This is a genomic window from Ideonella livida, from assembly GCF_010499455.1.
GTDB lineage: Bacteria > Pseudomonadota > Gammaproteobacteria > Burkholderiales > Burkholderiaceae_C > Ideonella > Ideonella livida.
On the sequence record NZ_JAAGOH010000001.1, the window covers coordinates 343,580 to 367,691 of the forward strand.

At 71.3% G+C, this 24,112-nt stretch carries 22 protein-coding genes; 11 read left to right on the plus strand and 11 right to left on the minus strand.

The annotated features are described in order from the left end of the window. Positions 1-31: 31 nt before the first annotated feature. The 5 genes from G3A44_RS01640 to G3A44_RS01660 all read right to left on the minus strand — a co-directional run bounded on the left by G3A44_RS01640 (position 32) and on the right by G3A44_RS01660 (position 7,154). Positions 32-1,237: an ammonium transporter gene (locus tag G3A44_RS01640; protein WP_163455737.1), complete on the minus strand. Its 1,206-nt coding sequence runs from the start codon at positions 1,235-1,237 to the stop codon at positions 32-34. Positions 1,238-1,462: 225 nt separating this feature from the next. After that, entirely contained in the window at positions 1,463-1,921 is a 459-nt protein-coding gene (locus tag G3A44_RS01645) for a hypothetical protein (RefSeq protein ID WP_163455738.1), read from the minus strand. A gap of 39 nt (positions 1,922-1,960) precedes the next feature. Then, a complete protein-coding gene (gene parC / locus G3A44_RS01650) occupies positions 1,961-4,288 on the minus strand; it encodes a DNA topoisomerase IV subunit A (RefSeq protein WP_163455739.1) in 2,328 nt (775 codons plus the stop codon). Positions 4,289-4,320: 32 nt separating this feature from the next. Beyond that, positions 4,321-5,106, minus strand: a complete 786-nt coding sequence (locus tag G3A44_RS01655; RefSeq protein WP_310734304.1) for a lytic transglycosylase domain-containing protein — start codon at positions 5,104-5,106, stop codon at positions 4,321-4,323. Between the two features lie 50 nt (positions 5,107-5,156). Continuing rightward, complete coding sequence (locus G3A44_RS01660) at positions 5,157-7,154, minus strand: DNA topoisomerase IV subunit B (protein ID WP_163455740.1); 1,998 nt, start codon at positions 7,152-7,154, stop codon at positions 5,157-5,159. Between the two features lie 163 nt (positions 7,155-7,317). Between G3A44_RS01660 and G3A44_RS01665 the strand changes: the two genes are divergently transcribed. From G3A44_RS01665 to bamC, 6 genes are all read left to right on the plus strand, one after another. Further along, positions 7,318-8,034 (plus strand): hypothetical protein, encoded by a 717-nt coding sequence (locus G3A44_RS01665; protein ID WP_163455741.1) that lies wholly within the window; start codon positions 7,318-7,320, stop codon positions 8,032-8,034. 70 nt (positions 8,035-8,104) lie between these two features. Beyond that, positions 8,105-9,328 (plus strand): MFS transporter, encoded by a 1,224-nt coding sequence (locus tag G3A44_RS01670; protein WP_163455742.1) that lies wholly within the window; start codon positions 8,105-8,107, stop codon positions 9,326-9,328. A gap of 22 nt (positions 9,329-9,350) precedes the next feature. Next, positions 9,351-9,533, plus strand: coding sequence for a hypothetical protein (locus tag G3A44_RS01675; RefSeq protein WP_163455437.1), 183 nt, complete (start codon positions 9,351-9,353; stop codon positions 9,531-9,533). 40 nt (positions 9,534-9,573) lie between these two features. Then, on the plus strand, positions 9,574-10,140 hold the full coding sequence (locus G3A44_RS01680; protein WP_163455743.1) for a class I SAM-dependent methyltransferase: 567 nt from the start codon (positions 9,574-9,576) through the stop codon (positions 10,138-10,140). A gap of 25 nt (positions 10,141-10,165) precedes the next feature. Further along, entirely contained in the window at positions 10,166-11,047 is an 882-nt protein-coding gene (gene dapA / locus G3A44_RS01685) for a 4-hydroxy-tetrahydrodipicolinate synthase (RefSeq protein ID WP_163455744.1), read from the plus strand. 77 nt (positions 11,048-11,124) lie between these two features. Continuing rightward, complete coding sequence (gene bamC / locus G3A44_RS01690) at positions 11,125-12,309, plus strand: NlpB/DapX family lipoprotein (protein ID WP_163455745.1); 1,185 nt, start codon at positions 11,125-11,127, stop codon at positions 12,307-12,309. A 159-nt stretch (positions 12,310-12,468) separates the two neighbouring features. Here bamC and G3A44_RS01695 read toward each other — a convergent pair whose 3' ends face one another. Next, positions 12,469-12,663: a hypothetical protein gene (locus G3A44_RS01695; protein ID WP_163455746.1), complete on the minus strand. Its 195-nt coding sequence runs from the start codon at positions 12,661-12,663 to the stop codon at positions 12,469-12,471. Between the two features lie 246 nt (positions 12,664-12,909). Continuing rightward, positions 12,910-14,034, minus strand: coding sequence for a cupin domain-containing protein (locus G3A44_RS01700; protein WP_163455821.1), 1,125 nt, complete (start codon positions 14,032-14,034; stop codon positions 12,910-12,912). Between the two features lie 144 nt (positions 14,035-14,178). Between G3A44_RS01700 and G3A44_RS01705 the strand changes: the two genes are divergently transcribed. Further along, positions 14,179-14,703 (plus strand): FKBP-type peptidyl-prolyl cis-trans isomerase, encoded by a 525-nt coding sequence (locus G3A44_RS01705; protein WP_163455747.1) that lies wholly within the window; start codon positions 14,179-14,181, stop codon positions 14,701-14,703. A 20-nt stretch (positions 14,704-14,723) separates the two neighbouring features. Here G3A44_RS01705 and dut read toward each other — a convergent pair whose 3' ends face one another. From dut to G3A44_RS01725, 4 genes are all read right to left on the minus strand, one after another. Further along, positions 14,724-15,173, minus strand: coding sequence for a dUTP diphosphatase (gene dut, locus G3A44_RS01710; protein ID WP_203561250.1), 450 nt, complete (start codon positions 15,171-15,173; stop codon positions 14,724-14,726). A 2-nt stretch (positions 15,174-15,175) separates the two neighbouring features. Then, entirely contained in the window at positions 15,176-16,444 is a 1,269-nt protein-coding gene (gene coaBC / locus G3A44_RS01715) for a bifunctional phosphopantothenoylcysteine decarboxylase/phosphopantothenate--cysteine ligase CoaBC (RefSeq protein ID WP_163455748.1), read from the minus strand. 46 nt (positions 16,445-16,490) lie between these two features. Then, complete coding sequence (locus tag G3A44_RS01720; RefSeq protein ID WP_163455749.1) at positions 16,491-17,363, minus strand: UPF0149 family protein; 873 nt, start codon at positions 17,361-17,363, stop codon at positions 16,491-16,493. Between the two features lie 74 nt (positions 17,364-17,437). Beyond that, positions 17,438-17,989 (minus strand): GNAT family N-acetyltransferase, encoded by a 552-nt coding sequence (locus G3A44_RS01725; RefSeq protein ID WP_163455750.1) that lies wholly within the window; start codon positions 17,987-17,989, stop codon positions 17,438-17,440. Between the two features lie 129 nt (positions 17,990-18,118). Here G3A44_RS01725 and G3A44_RS01730 point away from each other — a divergent pair, with 129 nt between their 5' ends. Genes G3A44_RS01730 through G3A44_RS01745 form a run of 4 tightly spaced genes read left to right on the plus strand, consistent with a single transcriptional unit; the run spans position 18,119 to position 23,971 of the window. Beyond that, the gene (locus G3A44_RS01730; RefSeq protein ID WP_163455751.1) at positions 18,119-20,116 is read left to right on the plus strand and encodes an O-linked N-acetylglucosamine transferase, SPINDLY family protein; all 1,998 of its coding nucleotides are present in this window, start codon (positions 18,119-18,121) and stop codon (positions 20,114-20,116) included. A 24-nt stretch (positions 20,117-20,140) separates the two neighbouring features. Further along, on the plus strand, positions 20,141-21,775 hold the full coding sequence (locus G3A44_RS01735; protein WP_163455752.1) for a methyltransferase domain-containing protein: 1,635 nt from the start codon (positions 20,141-20,143) through the stop codon (positions 21,773-21,775). 38 nt (positions 21,776-21,813) lie between these two features. After that, positions 21,814-23,157 (plus strand): glycosyltransferase family protein, encoded by a 1,344-nt coding sequence (locus tag G3A44_RS01740; protein ID WP_163455753.1) that lies wholly within the window; start codon positions 21,814-21,816, stop codon positions 23,155-23,157. Positions 23,158-23,197: 40 nt separating this feature from the next. Beyond that, positions 23,198-23,971 (plus strand): hypothetical protein, encoded by a 774-nt coding sequence (locus G3A44_RS01745; RefSeq protein WP_163455754.1) that lies wholly within the window; start codon positions 23,198-23,200, stop codon positions 23,969-23,971. Positions 23,972-24,112 lie beyond the last annotated feature (141 nt).

Consider the following 24,112-nt stretch of genomic DNA (forward strand, 5'->3'; position numbering starts at 1 on the left):
CAGGCCACACGCCCACCGCCGCGCCCGGCCCTCACCAGCTGACTTCGCGATCGGGCGTGGCACCGATGCGGTGGATGGACAGGTCCGCGCCTTCATATTCCTCTTCCTGGGAAAGCCGCAGGCCACCCGAAGCAGCACGCACCAAGCCATAGACCACCAAGCCACCCAGGCCCGCCCAGGCCACGCCCGCCAGGGTGCCCAGCACCTGCGCGACCAGCGACACGCCACCCAGGCCGCCCAGGGCCTCCTGGCCGAACAGGCCGCAGGCGATCCCGCCCCAGGCACCGCACAGGCCATGCAACGGCCAGACGCCCAACACATCGTCAATGCGCCACTTGTTCTGGGTCAGGGTGAAGAGCAGCACAAAGATCGCGCCGGCCACGCCACCCACCACCAGGGCACCGGCCGGATGCATCAGGTCAGAGCCCGCGCACACCGCCACCAGACCGGCCAACGGGCCGTTGTAGGCAAAGCCGGGGTCGTTCTTGCCCATGAGCACGGCCACCAGGGTCCCCCCCACCATCGCCATCAGGGAGTTCACCGCCACCAGGCCGGAGATCTTGTCGATGGTCTGGGCACTCATGACATTGAAGCCGAACCAGCCCACCGCCAGGATCCAGGCCCCCAGGGCCAGGAAGGGAATGGAAGACGGCGGATGGGCGCTCATGGCGCCATCCTTGCGGTATCGGTTGGCGCGCGGCCCCATCAGCAGCACCGCCGCCAGGGCAATCCAGCCCCCCACGGCGTGCACCACCACACTGCCCGCAAAGTCATGGAACTCGGCACCGGCGACGGATTTGAGCCAGGCCTGGGCGCCAAACTTGCCCCCCCAGACCATGCCCTCGAACAGCGGGTAGACCACCGCCACGATGACGGCCGTGGCGATGAGCTGCGGGCCAAAACGGGCGCGCTCGGCGATGCCGCCGGACACGATGGCCGGGATGGCCGCGGCAAAGGTCAGCAGGAAAAAGAACTTGACCAGCTCGTAGCCGTTCTTCTGCGCCAGCACGCCGGCGCCGGAGAAGAAGTCCACCCCATAGGCCACGGTGTAGCCCACAAAGAAGTAGGCGATGGTGGACACGGCGAAGTCCACCAGGATCTTGACCAGGGCATTGACCTGGTTCTTCTTGCGCACGGTGCCCAGCTCCAGGAAGGCGAACCCTGCGTGCATGGCGAGCACCATGATGGCGCCCAGCAGAATGAACAAGGCGTCCGTGCCCTGTTTGACCTGATCCATTTCGACTCCTCCAACGGTGTCACCCGCCAGAGGGCGCACCAAGATCACTCCAGAGCGCACCACGAAAGCAAACCATGTGCCCAGATGGTGCAGGCGCGCACCAAGTGCCGGCACCAAGAATGCACCAAGATCAAGCCAAAGGCCGCCAGCAGGCCGAGGGAACGCACCATTTGGGGATGTCGGCGTGCACCCCCATAGTGCACACACCCCTGGGTGAAACCAGCGTCAGTCCCACCAATGGAACAACGCCTGACCCAGCTGGGTCGGCCGCCAGTAGTGCAGGTCGGCGGCGGCGCACCCGGGCCACCCGGGGTCCACCGGCCCGGCCAACTGCGCAGGGGTGAGCAAGTTCACCCCCTGCGCAGCCAGGAAGGTGGCCAGGCCCTCGTGCCAGGTGAACTCAAGGGCCCCGGGCGCCGCCGATCCGGCCAGGGCCCAGGCGCCCTCCTCGGTGACCAGCAGCAGCACGCGGCCCGCCGGCAGGTCGAGCTGGCACGTCCAGAAATTGGGCGTGGCCCCGGGCGGGGTGATCTGGCGGAGCCGCCCCCCCAGGGCCTGGGCCGCCCAGGCGGCCAGGCGCCTCAGGCGCTCCTCGCCCGGCCATGGTTGTGGGACCGGCCGCGCAGGCGGTTTGCCCTCGGGTTGGGGCGGCAAATCGGGGGGGCCGCCGCGCGGTTTTGACATGCCGGTTGCCGGGGTGGGCAGGCGGGTAAGGCTGGGGGTTCAGCCCAGGCTGCCGGGCAGCAGTTGGCTGGGTTTGAGCACCCCTTCGACCTTCGCACCCTTGCGGGCCCGCTTTTGGGTATGGCTGGCCAGCGCACTGCCCTTGACCAGCTCGTCGCGCGGCTTGCCGCCGCGGCCGGTGCCCAGCACGCGCACGGCATCGGCAAAGCCTGTCACCCCCGTCAGCGTCTCCCCATCCTCCAAGGCCATCAGGGTCAGGCCCTTGCCGCCGTTGGGCTGCAACTTGAGCTCCGCCAGCCCGAAGACCAACATGCGCCCGCCAGCCGACAGGCAGGCCACCTGAGTCTGGCCCGCCCCCACCACCACCGGGGGCAGCACCTGCTCCCCCTCATCCAGCGTCAAGAAGGACTTGCCGGCCTTCTGACGGGTCTGCAGGTCGGTCGCGCGCACCAGCAGGCCGAAGCCACCGCTGTTGGCCAGCAGCAGTGTGGTCTCGCCAGCGCCGGCAAAGTAGTGCACCGGCTGCGTGCCGCTCTCCAGCTCAATCAGGCTGGTGATGGGCTGGCCGTCGCCACGTCCGCCGGGCAGGGCCGAGACGGCGGCGTTGTAGACCCGCCCGTTGCTGCCCAAGACCACCAGGGTGTCCACCGTGCGGCAGGCAAAGTGGGCCCGCAAGGCGTCACCACTCTTGAAGGCCAGGCTGCCCGGATCCACCTCATGGCCCTTGAGGGCCCGCACCCAGCCCTTGTCACTGACCACCACAGTCACCGGCTCGTCCACCACCTTGACCTCGGCCACCGCGCGCCGCTCTTCCTGGATCAAGGTGCGGCGGTCATCGCCGTGGGCCTTCACATCGGCCTCAATCTCCTTGATGACGGTCCGGCGCAGCGAGGCGGGATTGCCCAGGATGTCCTCCAAACGGGCCTGCTCGCCGCGCAACTCCTTGAGCTCCTGCTCGATCTTGAGGGCTTCCAGCCGGGCAAGCTGGCGCAGCCGGATCTCCAGGATGTCCTCGGCCTGGCGGTCGCTCAGGCGGAAACGGGCGATCAGCGCGGCCTTGGGGTCGTCGGACTCCCGGATGATGCGGATGACTTCGTCGAGGTTGAGCAGCACCAGCTGCCGCCCCTCCAGCACGTGGATGCGGTCAAGCACCTTGTCCAGACGGTGGCGGCTGCGCCGCTGCACGGTGTCAAGACGGAAGGCCACCCACTCCTGCAGCATCTGACGCAGACTCTTCTGCGTGGGGCGCCCGTCGCGGCCCACCATGGTCAGGTTGATCGGGGCGTTGGTCTCCAGGCTGGTGTGGGCCAGCAGCGTGGTGATGAGCTCCTGCTGCTCCACCGTCCTGCTCTTGGGCTCGAAGACCAGGCGCACCGGGGCGTCCTTGCTCGACTCGTCGCGCACCGCATCCAGCACCGAGAGCATCACCCCCTTGAGCTGCGTCTGATCGGCGGTCAGCGCCTTCTTGCCCGTCTTGACCTTGGGGTTGGTGAGGTCTTCGATCTCCTCCAGCACCTTCTGGGCGCTGGTGCCCGGGGGCAGCTCATGCACCACCAGCTGCCACTGGCCGCGGGCCAGGTCCTCGATCTTCCAGCGGGCGCGGACCTTGAGGCTGCCCCGGCCGCCGCGGTAGGCGTCCTGGATGTCCGAGGCGCTGGAGATGATCTGCCCCCCCCCGGGGTAGTCCGGCCCGGGGATCAGGCGGAACAGCGCCTCATCGGGCAGCTCCGGCTGGCGGATCAGGGCCACCGCCGCACCGGCCACTTCGCGCAGGTTGTGGCTGGGGATCTCGGTGGCCAGGCCCACGGCGATGCCCGAGGCACCGTTGAGCAGCACAAAGGGCAGGCGGGCCGGCAGCTGCCGCGGCTCCTCGAAAGAGCCGTCGTAGTTGGGCACGAAATCCACGGTGCCTTCGTCAAGCTCATCGAGCAGCAGCCGGGCGATCGGGGCCAGGCGGGCCTCGGTGTAGCGCATGGCGGCGGCACCGTCGCCGTCACGGCTGCCAAAGTTACCCTGCCCGTCGATCAGCGGGTAGCGCAGCGAGAAGTCCTGCGCCATGCGCACCATGGCGTCATAGGCGGCGGTGTCGCCGTGGGGATGAAACTTGCCCAGCACATCGCCTACCACCCGGGCGCTCTTGACGGGCTTGGGCGCCCCGCCCGAGCCACCAAAGCCCAGCCCCATGCGCTGCATGCTGTAGAGGATGCGGCGCTGCACCGGCTTGGCGCCGTCGCACACATCGGGCAGGGCCCGGCCCTTGACCACGCTCAAGGCGTATTCGAGGTAAGCCCGCTCGGCGTACTGGGCCAGCGAGATGGGCTCGCCAGCCGGGCTGTTCAGGGGGGAGAAGAGGTCGGTGTCGCTCATGGTGTTCAGTTCGGGCGCGGCCGGGCCAGCCCTCAGCGGGCGGCAGGCGCCAGGTTCAGGCTGCGTGCCTGCCGGTGCTGGGTCTGCTGCAGCAGCGCCCAGTACAGCTCCAGCACCAGGTGCACATGGGCACGGGTCTCGTCAATATCGGGCAGACGGCCGCCGGCGCGGCGCACACGTCCCTCCCCGGCGTTCCAGGCCGCCAGGGCCAGGTCGATGCCGCCCAGGCGGCGGCTCAGGTCGGCCAGCATGCGGGCGCCGGTCAGCACGTTGGTGCGCGGCTCCAGCAGGCGCTCCTCGGCCGGACGCTGGCGCTCCTGCGGCGTGGCGTAGCGGTCGGCGGTCACCGGGGTGATCTGCATCAGGCCGATGGCGCCGCGCGGCGACACCAGGCCCTGCCGATAGCCGGACTCGACCGCGATGATGGCCTTGAGCAGTTCCGCATCCACGCCGGTGGCGCGTGCAGCCTCGCGCAGCACGGGCTGCAGCACCTTGACCTCCGGGGCAAACTCCAGCCAGGTCAGCAGGCTGTGGCGGTCGGCGGTCTTGCCCGCCACCCGGCCGGTCTCATGACCGGGCTCGCGCAGCAGCGGTGCGTAGCGCGAGTCCAGCGGCTCGGGTGAGAGGTGGGCCACCCCCCGGGCGTCCACGAAGCCCCACCAGCGCACCGGCGCCTCTGCGCCCAGTGCGGCCGCCGGCGCCATGCTGGCGGCCACCGCCGCCCCGGCCGGAGCCGGTGGGAGTCCCGCTGCGGCGCGGCCCCCGGCGTCCGTGGCACCCACCGGAGCGACCAGCCCGGCCAGGACCAGGGCGGCCACGGACCGCCGGGCATGCCGCCAGGCCGGCACCGACCGCCGGCGGCCTGCCATCAGATGTCCACCTCCACCGAATCGCCGTGCAGCTCCATCAGGTCACGGCGGGCCTGGGCTTCGCCCTTGCCCATCAGGCGGTTGAACAGCCCAACGGTCTGCTCGAAGCCCTGTTCACCCCAACGTACCTGCAGCAGGCGCCGGGTATCGGGGTTGAGCGTCGTGTCCCACAGCTGCTCGGCGCTCATCTCGCCCAAACCCTTGAAGCGGCTGATGCTCCAGCTGCCCTCTCGGGCGCCTTCCTTGCGCAGCTTGTCGAGGATGGCCTCCAGCTCGCCCTCGTCCAGGGCGTACAGCTTGAGTGCAGGCTTCTTGCCCCGCGCCGGCGCATCCACCCGGAACAGCGGCGGCTTGGCGATGTACACATGCCCGGCCTCCACCAGCCGCGGAAAGTGCCGGAAGAACAGGGTGAGCAGCAGCACCTGGATGTGCGAGCCGTCGACGTCGGCGTCGGAGAGGATGCAGACCTTGCCGTAGCGCAGACCGGAGAGGTCGGGGTGATCGGCCGGGCCATGCGGGTCCACCCCGATGGCCACCGAGATGTCGTGGATCTCGTTGTTCTTGAACAGCAGGTCACGCTCGACCTCCCAGGCGTTGAGCACCTTGCCGCGCAGCGGCAGGATGGCCTGGGTTTCCTTGTTGCGGCCCATCTTGGCCGAGCCGCCGGCCGAGTCGCCCTCCACCAGGAACAGCTCGTTGGCCAGCAGGTCGCGGCTCTCGCAATCGGTGAGCTTGCCGGGCAGCACGGCCACGCCCGAGCCCTTCTTCTTCTCCACCTTCTGGCTGGCGCGCTGGCGGGTCTGGGCCTGGCGGATGACCAGCTCAGCCAGCTTGCGGCCGTGCTCGACATGCTGCGAAAGCCACAGCTCCAGGGCCGGCTTGACGCTGGTGGCCACCAGACGAAGCGCATCCCGGCTGTTGAGCCGCTCCTTGGTCTGCCCCTGGAACTGCGGGTCCAGCACCTTGGCCGACAGCACGAAGCTGGCCCGCGAGAACACGTCCTCGGGCATGAGCTTGACGCCCTTGGGCAGCAGCGAATGCAGCTCGATGAAGCCCTTGACCGCCCCAAAAAGACCGTCCTTCAAACCTGCCTCATGGGTACCGCCGGCCACCGTGGGGATCAGGTTGACGTAGCTCTCGCGCAGCAGCCCCCCCTCTTCGGTGAAGGCCACACACCAGGCCGCGCCTTCGCCCTCAGCGAAGTTCTCGGTCTCGCCGGCACTGGCATGGTGCTCCCCCTCAAACAGCGGTATCAGCGCATCGTGGGTCAGTGACTGCGCCAGGTAGTCACGCAGACCGCCCTGGTATTGCCAGGTCAGCGTCTCGGCGGTCTTCTCCGTATGCAGGGTCACGGTCACCCCGGGCATCAGCACCGCCTTGCTGCGCAGCAGGTGCACCAGCTCATGCCGGGGCAGGTCGGGGCTGTCGAAGTACCGGGCGTCGGGCCAGACCCGCACCGTGGTGCCCTGGCGGCGGTCGCCCCCCGCACCGGGCGCGCGGGGCCGCACGGCCAGCGCCTCGATCACGTCTCCGCCCGAGAAGGCCAAGCTGGCGACCTGCCCCTCGCGGAACACGCTGACCTGCAGCCGGGTGGCCAGGGCGTTGGTCACGCTGACCCCCACACCGTGCAGGCCGCCGGAGAAGCTGTAAGCACCACCGGCGCCCTTGTCGAACTTGCCGCCGGCATGCAGCCGGGTGAAAACGATCTCGACCACCGGCACCCCCTCCTCGGGGTGCAGGCCAAAGGGAATGCCGCGTCCGTCATCCTCGACGGTGATCGAGCCGTCGGCGTGCAGCGTCACCCCGATACGCCGGCCGTGGCCGGCCAGGGCCTCGTCGGCGGCGTTGTCGATCACCTCCTGCACCATGTGCAGCGGGTTGTCGGTGCGGGTGTACATGCCGGGCCGCTGCTTGACCGGCTCCAGGCCTTTGAGGACGCGGATGGAGGCCTCGCCATAGGCGGGCGCGGTGTTGCTGGCAGGGGACTTGGTGGCCATGGCGGGCGATTGTAGGGAGCGGGTCCGCCCCGGCCCTCGGCGATACTCACGGCGTTACCGCGCCCGCCACGGCCCGACACCCCGCCCGGCCCCCGCCGCGCCTGAGCCTGTCGGCCTGTCCGGCGCCCCCGCCCGACGTCCACTCCTCTAAGGAAACCCGACCATGATGCGTCACGCCCTCGCCGCCGCCGCCCTGCTGGCCGCCGCCTCCGCCCAGGCCTACGAATTCAAGCCGGCCGACCTGCTGGGCACCCAGGCCAACTTCAAGCTGTTCAGCCAGGACGTGAGCGCCGCGATGGCCTACAAGTCCTTCGCGCCCGCCGAAGGCCTGGGCATCACCGGCTTCGACCTGAACCTCAGCGCCCATGCCACCCAACTGCAGAGCGTGAAGGTGCTGGAGCAGGCTGCCGGCACCAGCAGCGTGCCCACTGCCTTGCCCACCGTGGCCGTGCGCGCCCAGAAGGGTCTGCCCTTTGACATCGACATCGGCGCCAGCTACGAGACCATCCCCACCGCCGGCGTGTCCGCCTTCGGTGGCGAGATCAAGTGGGCCTTCCTCGGCGGCAGCATGGTCATGCCCGCCGTGGCCGTGCGCGCCTACGGCTCCAAGGTCTCCGGCATCACCGACATGGGCATGACCAGCACCGGCGTGGACCTGTCCATCTCCAAGGGCTTCGCCATCTTCAAGCCCTATGCCGGCGTGGGCGTCATGCGCACCAAGGCCACTGACGACAGCGGCAAGTTCGCCAGCGAGACCTACAACCAGACCCGCACCTTCGTCGGCGCCAACATCAACCTGGTGATCATGGACGTGGGCCTGCAGGCCGACAAGATCGGCGACAACACCGCCTACAGCGTCAAGCTGGGCTTCCGCTTCTGACCGGCGGCGCGCCGGGGCCGCGCCCCGGCGACAGACGGGCGCGGCGCTTTTCGCTACAGTGCCGCGCACCATGCCCCCCACCGCTTCTCCCGCGCCCCAGCCACGCCTGTCCCTGCAGCAAGTCCTGCTGTGTGGCGCGCTGATCGTCACCCTGTCCATGGGCATCCGCCACGGCTTCGGCCTGTGGCTCGCCCCGATCACCACCGATCGGGGCTGGACACGCGAAACCTTCGCCTTCGCCCTGGCCGTGCAGAACGTGGCCTGGGGCCTGGCCGGCCCCTTCGCGGGCATGCTGGCCGACCGTTTCGGCGCCTACCGGGTGCTGGTCGGCGGGGCCCTGCTCTACAGCCTGGGGCTGGTGCTCATGGCGCTGTCCACCTCGGGGCTGGCCTTCACCGGCAGCGCTGGCCTGATCCTGGGCATGGCCCAGTCGGGCACCACCTACGCCGTCGTCTATGGCGTGATCGGGCGCAATGTCGCTCCCGAAAAGCGCTCCTGGGCCATGGGAGTGGCTGCCGCCGCCGGCTCCTTCGGACAGTTTCTGATGGTGCCGGTCGAGAGCTGGCTCATCGGCCACTGGGGTTGGCAGAACGCCCTCTTCCTGCTGGCCTGTGCGGCCCTGGCCATCGCGCCCCTGGCCCTGGGCCTGCGCGAACCCGACCGTGGCCCGGCCAGCACCGGCCCCAGCCAGGGCATCGGCGCCGCCCTGCGCGAGGCGCTGGGCAACCCCAGCTTCCGCTGGCTCACCGCAGGCTACTTCGTCTGCGGCTTCCAGGTCGTGTTCATCGGGGTGCACATGCCCAGCTACCTCAAGGACCAGGGACTGGGCCCCGAGGTGGCCACGACCGCGCTGGCGCTGATCGGCCTGTTCAACGTGTTCGGCACCTATGCCGCCGGCAGCCTGGGCCAGCGCCTGCCCAAACGGCACATCCTGTCGTTCATCTACCTGGGGCGCTCGGTGGCCATCGTGCTGTTCCTGTGGGCGCCGCTCACGCCTGCCAGCGTCTATGTCTTCTCAGCCGTCATGGGCTTCCTGTGGCTGTCCACCGTGCCGCCCACCAATGCCGTGGTCGCCCAGGTGTTCGGCGTACAGCACCTGTCCATGCTGGGAGGACTGGTGTTCTTCAGCCATCAGGTTGGCTCCTTCCTCGGTGTCTGGCTGGGTGGGCGCCTGTACGACGCCACCGGCAGCTACGACGTGGTCTGGTGGATTGCCGTGGGGTTGGGCCTGTTCGCCGCCGTGGCCAACCAGCCCGTGCGCGAGCAGCCGCTGGCCCGCCTGGCCACGACCTGAGCACTGCCACGCCCGACCGCCCATGTCCACCGCCCCCGCCCGCCTGCCGCCGCCCGCCCCGCGCCGCCGCACGCCGTGGGGTGCCGGCCTGGCCCGCCTGCTGGTGGCCGTGGCCGCCGCGGTGGTGCTAAGCCTGGTCTTCCTCGCCTACCTGGCCCCCGGCATGGTCTTCGACCTGGGCAGCCGCCTCTGGGCCTGCTTCTGACATTGCCGTTCCTGCCCGGGCCCACCCGAGGCCGCCGACCATGCACGCCCTGAACACCTCCCCCTCCGACTGGATCGTCCGCTGGACGCCACTGCTGGCCCCGGGCGCGCAAGTGCTTGACCTGGCCTGCGGCAGCGGCCGGCACAGCCGATGGCTGCAGGCACAGGGCCTGGCGGTCACCGCCGTGGACCGTGATGTCCAGGCCCTGCACCAGGTGACCGCCTGCGGGGCCACGGTGGTGCAGGCCGATCTGGAAGCCGAGGGCCCCTACCCGCTCGCCGGGCGGCAGTTCGACGGCGTGGTGGTCACCCACTACCTGTGGCGGCCCCGCTGGCCGGCGTTGCTCGACCTCGTGGCCCCCGGCGGCGTGCTGCTGTATGAGACCTTCGCCGCCGGCCATGAACGCCTGGGCCGGCCCAGCCGCCCCGACTTCCTGCTGCAGCCCGGCGAACTCCTGCGCGTGTGCACCGGATGGCAGGTCATCGCGTTCGAGGAAGGTTTGCTGCAGGGCCCGGACCGCATCGTGCAGCGCATCGCGGCACGGCGCCCCGGCCCCCTCACCGCCTTCACCCCACCCCTGCGGCCGTCCCCGGCGGCCGCTGGCTAGAATCTTCGTTCTTCAAGGAATCTCCATGACACCGATTGATGGCAGCATCGTGGCCCTCGTGACGCCTTTGCACGAGGATGGCAGCGTCGACTATGAGGGCCTGAAGTCGCTCATCGACTGGCACATTGCCGAAGGCACGGACGTGATCGGCGTGGTCGGCACCACGGGCGAATCCGCCACCGTCAGCGTCGAAGAGCACTGCCGGATCATCGAGGTGGCCGTGCAGCACGCCGCAGGCCGTGTGCCCGTGCTGGCCGGCGCCGGCGCCAACAGCACCGCCGAGGCCATCGAACTGTCCCGCCACGCCAAGCGCGTGGGCGCCGACTGCACGCTGCAGGTCGTGCCGTACTACAACAAGCCGTCCCAGGAAGGCATCTACCGCCACTTCAAGACCGTGGCCGAGGCCGTGGACATCCCCGTGATGCTCTACAACGTGCCCGGCCGCACAGTGGCCGACATGCAGCATGACACTGTGCTGCGTCTGGCGCAGGTGCCCGGCATCTTCGGCATCAAGGAGGCCACCGGCAGCATCGAGCGTGCCGCCTGGCTGATCAAGCAGGTTCCCGCCGGCTTCAAGGTCTATTCGGGTGACGACAGCACTGCCGTGGCCCTGATGCTGCTGGGCGGCCACGGCAATGTGAGCGTGACCGCTAACGTGGCCCCCCGCCTGATGCACGAGCTGTGCGCCGCCGCCCTGGCGGGCGACGTGGCCAAGGCCCGCGAGATTCACCTGCGCCTGCTGCCGCTGCACAAGCAGCTGTTCTGCGAGCCCAGTCCGGCCCCGGCCAAGTGGGCCCTGCACCGCCTGGGCCGTTGCCGCCCGAATGTGCGTCTGCCTCTGGTGGAGATGACGCCCCAGGGCCAGGCCACGGTGGATGCCGCGCTGCGCGACGCCGGGCTGCTCTGAGCCACCTCCTCCGTCCGTCTCCCGTCCCGCCGGGCGGCGCACCAACCTGGTCACCGCCGCCCCCCAAGCCGCCCTCCATGAAGTCCATCCTCCCCCCGCTCCGCCATGGCCTGCTGCTGACCCTGGCGGGCAGCCTGGCGGCCTGCAGTTCCCTGGGCGACAGCAACGAGACCATCGACTACCGCACGGTCGCGCGCAAGACGGCGCCCCTGGACGTGCCCCCCGACCTCACCGCCCTGAGCACCGACGCGCGGTACGCACCGCAGAGCGGCGTGGTCAGTGCCTCCTCGCTGCGGCAGCCGCGGGCCGCCGTGCCGGCCGGCGTCACCGCGGCGGGCACGCCCACCGTGGCGCTCAGCAGCCTGGGTGACGCCCACGTGGTCCGCGAAGGCTCCCGGCGCGTGCTGCGGGTGGGGCGAGCACCGGAACTGCTGTGGCCCAAGGTACGGGACTTCTGGACCGAACAAGGCTTCCAGTTCACCACCGAAGAGCCCCAGACCGGCCTGCTGCTGACCGACTGGGCCGAGAACCGCGCCAAGTTGCCGCAGGACCTGATCCGGCGCACCCTCGGACGTCTGATCGACAGCGTCTACTCCACCGGCGAGCGCGACCGCTACCGCATCCGTCTGGAACGTGTGGGCGAGCTCACCGAGATCCACCTGCGCCACGAAGGCCTGGTGGAGGTGGAGGCGGGCGACTCTCCGACCCGCCATGAGACGCGCTGGACGCTGCGCCCCAGCGATCCGGAGCTGGAGGCCGAGATGATGGCCCGCCTGATGGTGGCCCTGGGGGCCGAGAAGGCTGGCGCCCGCGCCGCAGTGGACGCCGCCGCAGCGGCACCGGCGGCCGCTGCACCAGCCGCCAGCGCGGCCGCGGTCGCGCCGGAACGCGCCCGCGCGCTCGCCAGCCAGGAGGGCGCGGCGCTGCAGCTTGACGAGACCCTGGAGCGGGGCTGGCGTCGCCTGGGCCAGGCCCTGGACCGCACCGGCTTCACGGTGGAAGAACGCGACCGCGCGCTGGGCCTGTACGCCGTGCGCTATGTCGATCCGGTGATCTCCAGCCAGGAGGCACCGGGCTTCTTCGCCCGCATGTTCGGCGCCAAGGATCCGCTCAAGGAAGCCCTGGGCCGCTACCGCGTGGTCATCCAGGCCGACGGTGCCGAACGTTGCACCGTGCGTGTGCTGACCCCGCAGGGCCGGCCGGACAACAGCGCCAGCGCCCAGCGCATCGTCCAGACCCTGGTCGAGGAGCTCAAGCGCTGACATCTGGCGCGGCCGGGACCGGGCCCACGCCCGGCGCTCGGTCCCGCAGGGCCCGATTGGACTGAGCCACCGCCGGACAAAAAAAAGACCGCCTCGTGGGCGGTCTTCTTGCTTCTGGACGAGGGCCGTGGCCCTCCAGTCCAGTGCCGTGCGGGCTGCTTACTTGGAAGCGGCTTCCGAAGCGGCCGGAGCGGCTTCCGAAGCGGCCGGGGCGGCTTCCGAAGCGGCAGCAGCCGGGGCGGGAGCGGGCTCGGAAGCGACCGGGGCGGGAGCCGGAGCCGGCTCTTCCTTCTTGCCGCAAGCGGACAGGGCAGCAGCGGCGATCAGGGCGGCCAGCAGGAGCGACTTGTTCATGGGTGTCCTCAAAAGCAAAGGGGTCGAACAAAAGACCGGGTAGTTCTGGAAGCCCGCTGTTCGCTCAGGCCTCCTTCTCAAGGAGTTCAGGTCAGGCGCTCCGCACACGCGCGCAGTGCGACACAGTTCCTGCACCTAGCTGACGATTATAAGCATACTAGGGAAGCTCCCTAGGGTTTCAAGCTTGTGACCGCCAGGGTTTCGGCCGAGAGTCGAAGGCTTGCCTGAAAAGCCCGCCCGCCGCCATCAGGCCTCGCCGTGCACCCAGCCATCGCAGGCCCACTCGTCCAGCAGTTCCCGCGCCGGACGGCTCAAGGCCTTGAGGCCGGCGGCGTCCAGCCCGCGCCGGTCGGCCAGCAGGCGCATCAGTTCAAAGTCACGCCCCCCCGCACGGAAGGACTCACCGTTGATGTAGACGAAATGGTCGTCATACATCATGCGGCTGCGGGCATCCAGGCGCACACCCAGGCCGCGAGGCACCGGCTCACCGCCCTCAAACCACACATTGGCCTTGGGCTCGGTCAGCGATTCGCCCAGGGCGCAGGACAGGCTGGCACTGTCGTTCAAGGCCTTGATGACCGCCTTCTGGGCAAACTCCTGCAGCTTGGCCGGAATCAGGCCGGGCGTGGCCGTGGCGGTCTGGGCCGGATCCCGGTAGTGCGGCTCCTTGGCCGGCGCTTCGAGGTTGTCGATCATGCGCTGGAGCACGTCACGCGCCAGATCGGTGGGCGTGGGGGTGCGAAAGCCAATGGAGCAGGTCATGCAGTCGGGGCCCTCGGCGATGCCGTCGTGGCCCCAGCGCGGGGGCAGGTAGAGCATGTCACCGGGCTCCAGCACCCACTCCTGCTCGGGCTCGAAATGGGCCAGCAGCTTGACCGGCATGTCCGGCACCAGGGTGGCGTCCTTGACCGGCCCCACGCGCCAGCGGCGGCGGCCACTGACCTGCAGCAGGAACACGTCGTACGAATCCTGATGCGGTCCGACACCGCCGCCCTCGCTGGCGTAGGAGATCATGAGATCGTCCAGCCGGGCCTCGGGCACGAAACGGAACTGCGACAGCAGCGCGTGGGCCGCTGGCACATGCAGGTCCAGCCCCTGCACCAGCAGGGTCCAGCGCGGCTTGGCCAGACCGGGAATCTGCCGGCGCGCGAAGGGGCCATGCGCCAGGCTCCAGGCTTCACCATCCTGGCGCACCAGACGGGATTCCACGTCGTCCCGCTCCGCCAGTGCAAACAGGGCGGCGCGCTCCAGCGGCGGGGTGATGCCGGGAAGGGCCTGCCGGATCAGGCAGGGCTTCTTCTGCCAGTACTGGCGCATGAACTGCGCGGGCGAGAGGCCGCCCAGCAAGGGCAGCGGGGCTTGGGGGTCGATGCTCATGGGGACGATTGTCCCTTGCCCGGCGCACCAGCCGGGCCGGGGCCAGCCGGCCATGCACGCCTCTTGGCGCAGATCAAGGGCGTGTGCGGGGGCATCCGCACCACCGGGCGGGCCGCCGCCCTATGCCATGATTGCCTGATGAACATCACTTCTCCCTGCGTCGTGACGCTCACCTGGGTGCTCTCGGACGCGCAGGGCCAGCTCATCGACGAACTGGCCGAACCGGTCGAATTTCTCTTTGGTGGCGAAGACCTGCTGCCCAAGGTCGAGGAGGCCCTGGGCGGCCAGGCCGAGGGCTTCGAGACCCATCTGCACCTCGAACCCGAACACGCCTTTGGCGACTACCGTGCCGAGCTGATGTGCTTTGAGCCGCGGGCGCTGTTTCCCGCCGAGATCGCCCCGGGCATGCAGTTCGAGGGCCTGCCTGAAGGGGCGCAGACCCAGGACATGCCGGAGGGCCTGGTCTACACCGTGACGGAGGTGTATCCGGAGCATGTGGTGCTGGATGCCAACCATCCGCTGGCCGGCCTGGCACTGCGCCTGCACCTGAAGGTGCTGGAAGTGCGCGAAGCCACCGAGGAGGAGATCGAGGCCGGCAGCGTGGGCAACGAGTCGCCCTTTACCGTGGTGCAGGCCGCCCCGGACGGCGAGACCCTGCACTGAGCCTCGACAGGCGCGGCGCCTCAGCCGCGCCCGGTGGAGCCGAAGCCGCCCTCGCCGCGCTGGCTGGCGTCGAAACTGTCCACCACACGGAAAGCCGCCTGGACCACCGGCACGATCACCAACTGGGCGATCCGCTCCAGCGGCTGCACGGTGAAGGCGGTCTGGCCGCGGTTCCAGCAGCTCACCATCAGCGGGCCCTGGTAGTCGGAATCGATCAGCCCCACCAGGTTGCCCAGCACGATCCCATGCTTGTGGCCCAGCCCGGAGCGCGGCAGGATCATCGCCGCCAGACCGGGATCGCCCAGGTGCACCGCCAAGCCGGTGGGAATCAGCGCGGTGGCACCCGGTGCCAGTTCAAGAGGCGCGTCCAGGCAGGCCCGCAGGTCCAGCCCGGCGCTGCCGGGGGTGGCGTAGGCCGGGAGCTGGTCCGCCAGTCGGGCGTCCAGCACCTTCACGTCAATGGTCGTCATGGTCAGGTCGGGGAAGGAAACGTCGGGGCGTTGGCCAGGCGCCGGGCGATCTCGGCCACCAGGGCGCGCGCCAAGGTCAGTTTGGGTGCACGCGGCAACTCCACCGCGCCCTGGGCGTCCACCAGCAGCAAGGCGTTGTCGTCCTGGCCGAACGTCGCCGGGCCGATGTTGCCCACCAGCAGGGGCACACCCTTGCGCTCGCGCTTCTCGCGGGCGTGGCGCAGCAGGTCGTGGCTTTCGGCGGCAAAGCCCACGCACCAGGGCCGCTGGCCTGCGGGCAGGCGCGCCACAGCGGCCAGGATGTCAGGGTTCTCGGTCAGGCTGAGCGTGGGCACACGCTGCTCGGCAGTCTTCTTGATCTTCTCGCCTGCCAGGGCGGCGGGCCGCCAGTCGGCCACGGCGGCCGTGGCCACGAACAACCCGTGCTGCGGCGCCAACGGCAGCACGGCGTCAAACATCTGCTGAGCGCTCTGCACGTTCAAGCGGCGCACGCCCGCGGGCGTGGGCAGGTGCACCGGCCCGGCCACCAGGGTGACCTCGGCGCCGGCCTCGGCCGCCGCACGGGCGATGGCAAAACCCATCTTGCCGCTGGAGTGGTTGGTGATGCCGCGCACCGGGTCGATGGGCTCGAAGGTGGGGCCGGCGGTGATCAGCACCCGGCGGCCGGCCAGAAGCTTGGGCTGGAAGAAGGCGATGAGCGCGTCCCGCAGCTCGGCCGGCTCGAGCATGCGGCCGTCACCCACCTCGCCGCAGGCCTGGTCGCCCGCGCCGGGCCCCAGGACGGTGGCGCCGTCGGCACGGAGCTGCGCCACGTTGCGCTGGGTGGCCGGGTGGGACCACATCTCGCGGTTCATGGCCGGAGCCACCAGCAGGGGCACACGCTCGAGCGGCCGCGCCAGGCACAGCAGCGAGAGCAGGTCATCGGCCCGGCCCTGCACCAGCTTGGCCATGAAGTCGGCGCTGGCGGGGGCAATCAGCACCGCATCGGCCTCGCGCGAGAGGCCGATGTGCGCCATGTTGTTGTCCGGCCGCGCATCCCACTGGCTGGTGAACACCGGGCGGTTGGACAAGGCCTGCAGGGTCACCGGGGTGATGAAGGCCTCGGCCGCGGCGGTCATCACCACCTGCACGGTGGCGCCGGCCTTAACCAGCTCGCGCGTCAGGTCGGCAGCCTTGTAGCAGGCGATGCCGCCGCTCAGGCCCAAGACGATGTGGCGGCCGGCCAGCTCGGCGCCGGCGGTCGCCCCGGGAGCAGGCGCAGCACAGGTCATGGCGTGTCTCGTCCTTGCGTGCGGTGAGGTCAGGCGGCGCGGGGGCTCAGGCCTCGGCGCCGTGGCACTTCTTGTACTTCTTGCCGCTGCCGCAGGGGCAGGGGTCGTTGCGGCCGACCTTGGGCTCGATCCGGCGCTGGGCCGGCTTGGCCGCGTGGTTGAGCCAGTACATGCGCAGCTCCTGGGTGGCAAACAGGGCTTCATGGATCAGCTCGTCGCGGTCCAGGTCCACGCCGTCGTAGAGGCGGTGCATGGTCTCCTGGCGGGCCTCTCCCTCGGTTTCGGCCAGCAAGGCGATGGACTCCAGCAGGTCGTGGAAGAGCTGCGCGTCCTCCGCGTCCTCGTCCGGCTCCTCCCAATCGTCGGCGAAGTCGGCGATGGCATCGCCAAAACCCAGCGCCCAGTACACACCGTCGCCAGGCCAGTCGGCCGGGGTGAGCGCCTCGTCCTCCGCCGGCGCCGCTTCCTGCGATGGCACCGGCTCGGCGGGCACCGCCACGGCCTCGTCCTGCGCGGGGGCGGCCCCCTCGGCCGGCGCGTCGCCTTCGGCCGGGGTCGCGTCCTCGGGCGTGTCGGCGTCGAACTTGTACATCAGCGGGTCGATGCGCAGCTCGTCAGGTGCATCGAGGATGGCCTCGGCGTCCAGCTGCCAGCACAGCTCGGCATAACGCTTGGCGATCAGGCGCCGGGCCGGGGCCGCATCGGCCTCATCGGCGAACACGCGGGCAAACAGCCCGTCGGCAAACACCGGCAGCCATTCCTCCACCGGCACCCGGCGCGGCCCGGCGGCCAGGGCGGCCATGTAGCCGTCCAGCCACTCCAGGTTGGCCATCGGGTCAAAGCCGACCATGCGCTCGCACACGGCCTCCAGCGCCTCGACGTCGGAATCTTGGGTTTCAGGCACGGGAGTCGGCGCCATGGGGTCTCCGGACAGGGTGAACAAAGGGCGGCAGTTTCGCATGAGCCCCTGTCGGGCGGAGACCAGACGGCCGTTCAGGCCCTGCGGGGCGGGTCAGGATGCAGGCGCGCCATGGCCAGCACGTCCACGTACCGGCCATCGCGCAGGGCATAGGCCCGCATGACCCCCTCCTGCACGAAGCCGAAGCGCTGGTACAGGGCGATGGCGCGCGCGTTGTCGGTGTAGACGGTGAGCTCCAGGCGCAGCACGCCGGCCCAGCGGTCGGCGTAGTCGCACAGCGCCCCCATCAGCGCCGCGCCCACGCCCCGGCCCTGCCAGGCCCCGCGCACGCTGATGCCCAGGCCCAGGACATGGCGCCGCCGCACCTGCGGCGAAACGGTGTGCAGCCCGGCTGAGGCGATGACCTCCGGCAGCCCTGAGGGCCCGACCGCCTGCGCCACCAGCTGCAGGTCGGCGCGCTGCGGCCCGGCGGCTGCCGGCTCAGTCAGGCGCTGCCGCCAGGCCTCCACCGATGGCCAGGGCAGCTGCAGGGTGCCGGCCTGCACGGCCTCGTCCCCGAAGAGTTGGGCGAAAGCCTCGGCATCGGCCGGGGTCGCGCGGCGCAAGGTGAAGGCGGGAGCGGTCATGGATCACCCTGAGGGCATGGGGAGTGGACTGCCGGCCAGTCTAGGCCCGTGCGGGCGCCGAACTACCCCGCCCCCACCCCGCTTATCCAGGGCTAGGCGGCCTCAAGGCCTTTCTACAGTGGCTGCACCATGAGCGCGACCGCCCCGTCACCCCACACCGCTGCGCCTGCGGCGCCCGGCGACGGCGGCGTGATGGCCGGCGTGGCCGCCGAACGCCACCGCCTGGCCGGCCTGCGGGCATACAAGGCGCAAGACTGGGAGACCGCGGTGGCCCATTTCCGGCGGGCGGCCACCGAGGCCCCAGCCGAGGAACTGCCCTGGCTGAACCTGGGCCGTGCCCAACTGGCCGCCGGGCAGTGGGAGGAGGCCGAGGCCAGCGCCCGCCAGGCGGTGGAAGTGGCCCCCGACAGCCCGCTGGCGCGCCGCCTGCTGGGCGAAATCCTGGGCCAGCGGCACCGCTTTGCTGAGGCGGCCCGGCTGCTGGACGCCCTGCCGGCGCACGCCCCCCGCGACGCCGATTGGCACAACGCCCACGGCAACCTGCTCTTCCAGGCCCGTCGCCTGCAGGAGGCGCTGGGCGCCTACATGGCCGCGCTGCAGCTGCGGCTGGACGACGCCCTGGTCCACTACCGCCTGGGCCTGACGTTTAAGGACCTGGGTCTGACCCGCGAGGCCACCGAGTGCTTCCGCTCGGCGGTGCAACTGGACCGCGAGGGGCCGACCCGGGCGCTGGCGCTGTCCCTGCTGGTGCACGAAGGCCGGCAGACTTGTGACTGGACCCACACCGAGGCCGACACCGCCGCCCTGCTGGCTGCGGTGGACAGCGCCGACGAGACCGACGCCCAGCTGCTGTCCCCCTTTGCCCTGCTGGCCATCGACGCCACCCCCGAGCAGCAGCGCCGCTGCGGCGCGCTGCGGGTACGCGGCCTCACCCGCCACCTCACGCCCCTGCCACCGGCGGGGCCGCGCCAGCCGGGCCGGCTGCGGCTGGGCTACCTGTCCTGCGACTTCAGCCAGCACGCCACCTCGGTGCTGCTGGCCGAGCTGCTGGAGCTGCGCGACCGCAGCCGCTTCGAGGTTTTCCTCTACTCGCATGGCGCCGACGACGGCAGCGCCATCGGGGCGCGGGTGCGCGCCGCGGCAGACCACTGGCACGACGTCAGCCAGTCCTCGCATGGCGACATCGCCCGCCTGATGCGGGCCCACGACCTGGACATCGCGGTGGACCTCAAAGGCCACACCCGAGGCAGCCGCTTTGAACTGCTGGCCTGGCGACCGGCCCGGGTGCAGGCCGCCTGGCTGGGCTACCCCGCCACCACCGGCGCCGACTTCATCGACTACCTGATTGGCGACCCGGTGGTGACCCCGCTGGAACACGCGGACGACTTCAGCGAGCGCATCGCCCAGCTGCCCTACGCCTACCAGCCCAACGACCGGCACCGTGCCCTGCCACCCGCCCCGCCGCGCGCGGCGCTGGGCCTGCCGCAGGACGCGGTGGTGCTGTGCAGCTTCAACCAGGCCTACAAGATCAGCCCGAGGCTGCTGGACCTGTGGGCCGAGATCCTGGCCCGCGCGCCGAACACCGTGCTGTGGATGCTGGCCTGGAACCCGCACGCCCAGGTCAACCTGATGCGGGAGCTGGGCGCCCGGGGCGTGGCCGCCTCGCGGGTGGCCTGGGCGCCCAAGCTGCCGCTGGACGCGCACATCGCCCGACTGCGGCAGGCCGACCTCTTCCTGGACACCTGGCCCTGCAACGCCCACACCACCGCCAGCGAGGCGCTGTGGGCCGGCGTCCCCGTGCTGACCGTGCCCGGCCGGACCTTCGCCTCCCGCGTGGCCGCCAGCCTGGTGCACGCCTGCGCCCTGGGTGCGCTGGTGTGCGAGGACGAGGCGGCCTATGTGGCACGCGCCGTCTCCCTGGCCCGCAATCCCGACACCCTGGCGGGCATCAAGGCCTTCCTGGAGCGGCGGCGCCTTCGCCTGCCGTTGTTCAACACCCCGCGACTGGCCGGCGCGCTGGACGCCCTGTACGAACGCATGGCCGCCCGGCACGCCGCCGGCCTGCCCCCCGACCACCTGCCTGCCCAGTGCCTGCCCGACGAGGCCGGCCCGGCCCTGGGCGGCTGAGCCCCCTGTCCACACGGCCCGCACATGCATCCCCACGACCTGCCCTGGCCCGACGCCGCGCCCACCCCGGCCCTGCACCTGTGCCTGCTGCAGCCCCCCGGCTACGTGCACACCCTGGGCCTGGTCGATGCCGCCCGCTACCTGCGCTGGCAGCTGCGCCGCCAGGGCGCCAGCGTGAGCCTGGCCAAGAACCGCCTGCGCCACGACGCGGTCAACCTGGTGCTGGGCGCCCACCTGCTGGGCCGCCACCCCACCCTGCCGCCGGACCTGCTGGACGGCCACTGCTGCCTGGTCGTCAACCTGGAGCAGCTCGGCCCTGGCGGCGCCCCGGTGGCCCCGGACTACCTGGCCCTGCTGCAGCGCAGCGCGGTGGTGGACTACGACACGGGCAACCTGGCCGCCTATGCCCGCGATCCGGCTGATGTGCCCGTGATCGGCTTCGGGCCCGCCTCCTACCTGGTGCCGACCGACCCCCTGCCCCTGGGCCAGCGGCCCATCGACCTGCTGTTCTTTGGCAGCCTCAACGAGCGCCGCCGTGCCTTGCTGGCCCGGATCGAGGCCGCCGGCCTGCAGGTCACCCAGTTCGACCACCCGCTCTATGCCCAGGAGCGCGACCACTTCATCGGACAGGCCAAGGCCGTGCTCAACGGCCACTTCTACGCCACCAGCCGTTTCGAGCAGGTGCGGGCCTTCCACGTGCTGTCGCTGGGCACGCCGCTGCTGTCCGAGCGCGGCCCGCTGACCCAGGCCGCGCCGGTGTTCGAGGCGGCGGTCGACTGGTTGCCCGCCGACGACCTGGCCCTGACGCGCTTCCTGCGCGAAGACTTCGGCTCGCCCGCCTGGTGCGCCAGCGCCCAGGCCCGCCTGCACGCCTTTGCCCACGACCAAGCGGCCGACAGCGCCCTGCAGCAGGCCTACGCCGGCCTGCTGGGCTTTGCCGCCGGCTACGCCCAGGCCTACGCCCGGGCCCGGCCGGCCCCCGGCCCCTGGCGGCCGCGCTGCATCAACCTGGGCTCCGGCAAGGACTACCGGCCCGGCTGGCTCAACCTCGACATCCTGGAACGCACCCAGCCCGACCTGGTGTTGGACCTGGGCCAGCCCCGGCAGTGGCCCCTGCAGGCCACCGGCCCGCTGGGCGCCACCGTGCGCCTGGAGGCCGGGTCGGTGGACCTGGTCTACGCCAACAACGTGCTCGAACACGTGCCCGACCTGCCCGCCCTGATGGGCAATGTGCTGACGCTGCTGCGCGAAGGCGGCGAGTTCCACATCGAGGTGCCCTACGAAGGCGCCTGCACCGCCTGGCAGGACCCCACCCACGTGCGTGCCCTCAATGAGGCGTCCTGGCGTTACTACACCGAATGGTTCTGGTACCTGGGCTGGTTTGAACACCGCTTCGAGACCGCCCAGTTCCAGTGGCTGGACGAGCAGCTGCGGCCCTGCACCCGCGACCAGGCCGCCTTCATGAAGCTCACCCTGCGCAAGGTGGCCACCACCCCGCGCGAGCGCACCCTGGCCCGCACCCTGCAGCCCGACTTCGGTGGCCTGCCGCAGGACTGGCCGGCCGACCCCACCCCCGACACCCCGCCGCAGGTCGCCCCTGCGGCCGGCAGCGCAACGCCCCCTCCCCTGCAGGCCGCCACCCGGCCGCAGCCCGCCTGAAACGGCGCCACGCCCGCCCACCAAGACAAGGAGCCCCCATGACCGCCCCCACCAAGGAATTCCTGCTGCTGAGCTTTGACCACCCGCAGCAGGCGGTGAGCAGCGTGGCCGGCCGCATGGCCGCCGGCCTGACCTGCCTGGGCCTGAACGCCCGCGTGCTGCACCTGCCCGCCGACGCCGCCGAGCTTGCACGCCTGGGCAGCGAGCAGGTGGCCGGCATCCTCTCCCTGGGCCCCCTGCCGCTGGCCACCCGGGTCGAGGGTGAGGTGCTCTGGCGCCGCTTCAAGGTCCCGGTGTCGGTCTACCTGCTGGATGCGGTGCTCTACGACCTGGCCCGGGTGCCGGTGATGCGCGACTTCCTGGCCGACGCCGTGGCCGACGGCCGCCTGGGCCTGATCTCCCCGGAAGCCGGCTACCGCGAGTGGCTGGCCGAGGCGGTGCCGGTACGCTGGCAGCACCTGCCCTTTGGCGCCTTTCCGGCGCTGGGCGCCCTGGCCGAGCCCGTGGCCCCGCAGCAACGGCTGTGCGTGGTCGGTCACGTGGGCAACGAGCTGGGCGGCGGCCAGGCCGGCGAAAGCCTGGAAGCCCTGCTGCAGCGCACCCTGCAGCATTTCACCGACGCCACCGCCCGGGCCCGCGTGGCCGAGGCCCTGCGCGCGCCCCACGCCCACGCCATGCCCGCCCGCACCGTGGCCGACGCCCTGTGCTGGAGCCCGCGCGAGGTGCTGGTGCGCGACCGCCTGGCCGCCCTGGTGGCCATCGACTCCTGGGTCAAGCGCGAGCGCCGGCTGCAAGCCGTGGAAAGCCTGCGCGAGCTGCCCGTGGACTTCTTCGGCACCGGCTGGGACCGGCTGCTGCCGGCAGGCCCGCACTGGCGCCACGTCGGCCAGATCGCCCACGGCGACATCGCCCGGCTGCTGCCGCACTACCAGGCCCTGGTCAACTTCGACCCCAACTGGGCCCATGGCGTGCACGACCGGGTCTACACCGCCGCGGCCATGGGCTGCCCGGTGCTGACCAACCACAACAGCGGCCTGGACGCCGCCGGCCTGCCGGAGTCCCTGGTCTGGCGCTACGACGCCAACCGCCCGGACCTGGCCACCCTGGTGGAAGAGGCCGGCTGGCTGCACCGCCCGGCCCTGGCCCGCAGCCCCGGCGAGGCGGTGCTGGCCCGCCACAACTGGGCCAGCCGCATGATCGAGTGGGTGCAGGCCGAAGACAGCCACGTGCCCGCCGACGCCGACCAGCAAGAAGCCGCCAGCCAGCGCCTGCGCCTGGGCGCGCCCACGCTCAAGGTGGTGACCGGCGCCGGTGCCCCCACGCCCGCCTGGCGCGCGCCCCGCCTGCCCCGCGGCGTCAGCACCGCGGTCTGCCCGGTCTGAGTCCACATCCGACGCCGCGCCTCCCCCGCGCCAAGCCACCATGCCCGCCACCCTGCGCCTGATCCACCTGGCGGCCAGCCTGGACACCCCCCGCACCGCCTGGCTGCAGGCCCTGGGCCAGCTGCCAGGCGTGCAATGGGTGGGCAGCCGGCGCGGCCCCCCGGGCCAGCCCGACCTGCGCAGCGCCGCCTGCCTGCTGGGCGCCTGGCCCGCCAACCGCATCCCCCGCCCGCTGGTGCAAGCCTGGCTGGGCCCGGCCCTGCGGCCCGACACCACCCACCTGCTGCTGGGCCCGGGCATGTTCCTGCCCCACCACCGCTGGCGCGGCGCCGTGCTGCTGCAAGACCCGGAAACCGCCTTCCTGCACCGCTGGGCCGGCGAGGCCGAAGCCTGGGGCCTGAGCCCCGAGGCCCCCGCCCTGCTGGGCCTGTGGGAGGTGCGCCAGCGCCCCCGCCTGGCCCTGTGGGCCCACAGCCTGGCGCCGGAACAGGCCTGGCGGCTCCACGTGATGGACGACCCGGTGCAGCAGTACCTGTTCGTCTTCGGTCTGCGCCTGACCCAGCTGCGGCGCAGCCGCCAACCCCTGCTGGAGGTGCCCGCCGCCCGGGACGACCCCAGCGCCGCCTGGCAACGCCTGCTGCAGGCCCTGGAGCTGCCGCCCTGGCCCCAGCCGGCCGGCTGGGCCAGTGCCCTGCGCCCGCCGGCGCCAGCCCATCCGGGCTGGCCGCTGCCCCGGGCGGCCTTCCGCCGCCTGGCCCTGCACCACGGCCTGGCACCACCGCCCACCCCCTCGGACCGGCCTCAAGTGACTTGAGCGCCGACGGCCCCCGAACAACCCGGGCTCCGCCCACCTGATCCGGCCTTAAGTCCACGACCCCGACCCCTAGAGTCCTCCCCACATCCCGGCGCCACCCTACGGTGCCCTGCCCCAGACCCCACCACCCTCCCGGAGAAA

Coding starts and splice junctions, on each gene's coding strand:
- G3A44_RS01740 (WP_163455753.1), top strand. CDS start 21,814: ATGACCGCCCCCACCAAGGAATTCCTGCTGCTGAGCTTTGACCACCCG.
- G3A44_RS01645 (WP_163455738.1), bottom strand. CDS start 1,921: ATGTCAAAACCGCGCGGCGGCCCCCCCGATTTGCCGCCCCAACCCGAG.
- coaBC (WP_163455748.1), bottom strand. CDS start 16,444: ATGACCTGTGCTGCGCCTGCTCCCGGGGCGACCGCCGGCGCCGAGCTG.
- G3A44_RS01695 (WP_163455746.1), bottom strand. CDS start 12,663: ATGAACAAGTCGCTCCTGCTGGCCGCCCTGATCGCCGCTGCTGCCCTG.
- G3A44_RS01730 (WP_163455751.1), top strand. CDS start 18,119: ATGAGCGCGACCGCCCCGTCACCCCACACCGCTGCGCCTGCGGCGCCC.
- bamC (WP_163455745.1), top strand. CDS start 11,125: ATGAAGTCCATCCTCCCCCCGCTCCGCCATGGCCTGCTGCTGACCCTG.
- G3A44_RS01660 (WP_163455740.1), bottom strand. CDS start 7,154: ATGGCCACCAAGTCCCCTGCCAGCAACACCGCGCCCGCCTATGGCGAG.
- G3A44_RS01735 (WP_163455752.1), top strand. CDS start 20,141: ATGCATCCCCACGACCTGCCCTGGCCCGACGCCGCGCCCACCCCGGCC.
- G3A44_RS01745 (WP_163455754.1), top strand. CDS start 23,198: ATGCCCGCCACCCTGCGCCTGATCCACCTGGCGGCCAGCCTGGACACC.
- G3A44_RS01675 (WP_163455437.1), top strand. CDS start 9,351: ATGTCCACCGCCCCCGCCCGCCTGCCGCCGCCCGCCCCGCGCCGCCGC.
- G3A44_RS01705 (WP_163455747.1), top strand. CDS start 14,179: ATGAACATCACTTCTCCCTGCGTCGTGACGCTCACCTGGGTGCTCTCG.
- dapA (WP_163455744.1), top strand. CDS start 10,166: ATGACACCGATTGATGGCAGCATCGTGGCCCTCGTGACGCCTTTGCAC.
- G3A44_RS01670 (WP_163455742.1), top strand. CDS start 8,105: ATGCCCCCCACCGCTTCTCCCGCGCCCCAGCCACGCCTGTCCCTGCAG.
- G3A44_RS01720 (WP_163455749.1), bottom strand. CDS start 17,363: ATGGCGCCGACTCCCGTGCCTGAAACCCAAGATTCCGACGTCGAGGCG.
- dut (WP_203561250.1), bottom strand. CDS start 15,173: ATGACGACCATTGACGTGAAGGTGCTGGACGCCCGACTGGCGGACCAG.
- G3A44_RS01640 (WP_163455737.1), bottom strand. CDS start 1,237: ATGGATCAGGTCAAACAGGGCACGGACGCCTTGTTCATTCTGCTGGGC.
- G3A44_RS01680 (WP_163455743.1), top strand. CDS start 9,574: ATGCACGCCCTGAACACCTCCCCCTCCGACTGGATCGTCCGCTGGACG.
- parC (WP_163455739.1), bottom strand. CDS start 4,288: ATGAGCGACACCGACCTCTTCTCCCCCCTGAACAGCCCGGCTGGCGAG.
- G3A44_RS01665 (WP_163455741.1), top strand. CDS start 7,318: ATGATGCGTCACGCCCTCGCCGCCGCCGCCCTGCTGGCCGCCGCCTCC.
- G3A44_RS01725 (WP_163455750.1), bottom strand. CDS start 17,989: ATGACCGCTCCCGCCTTCACCTTGCGCCGCGCGACCCCGGCCGATGCC.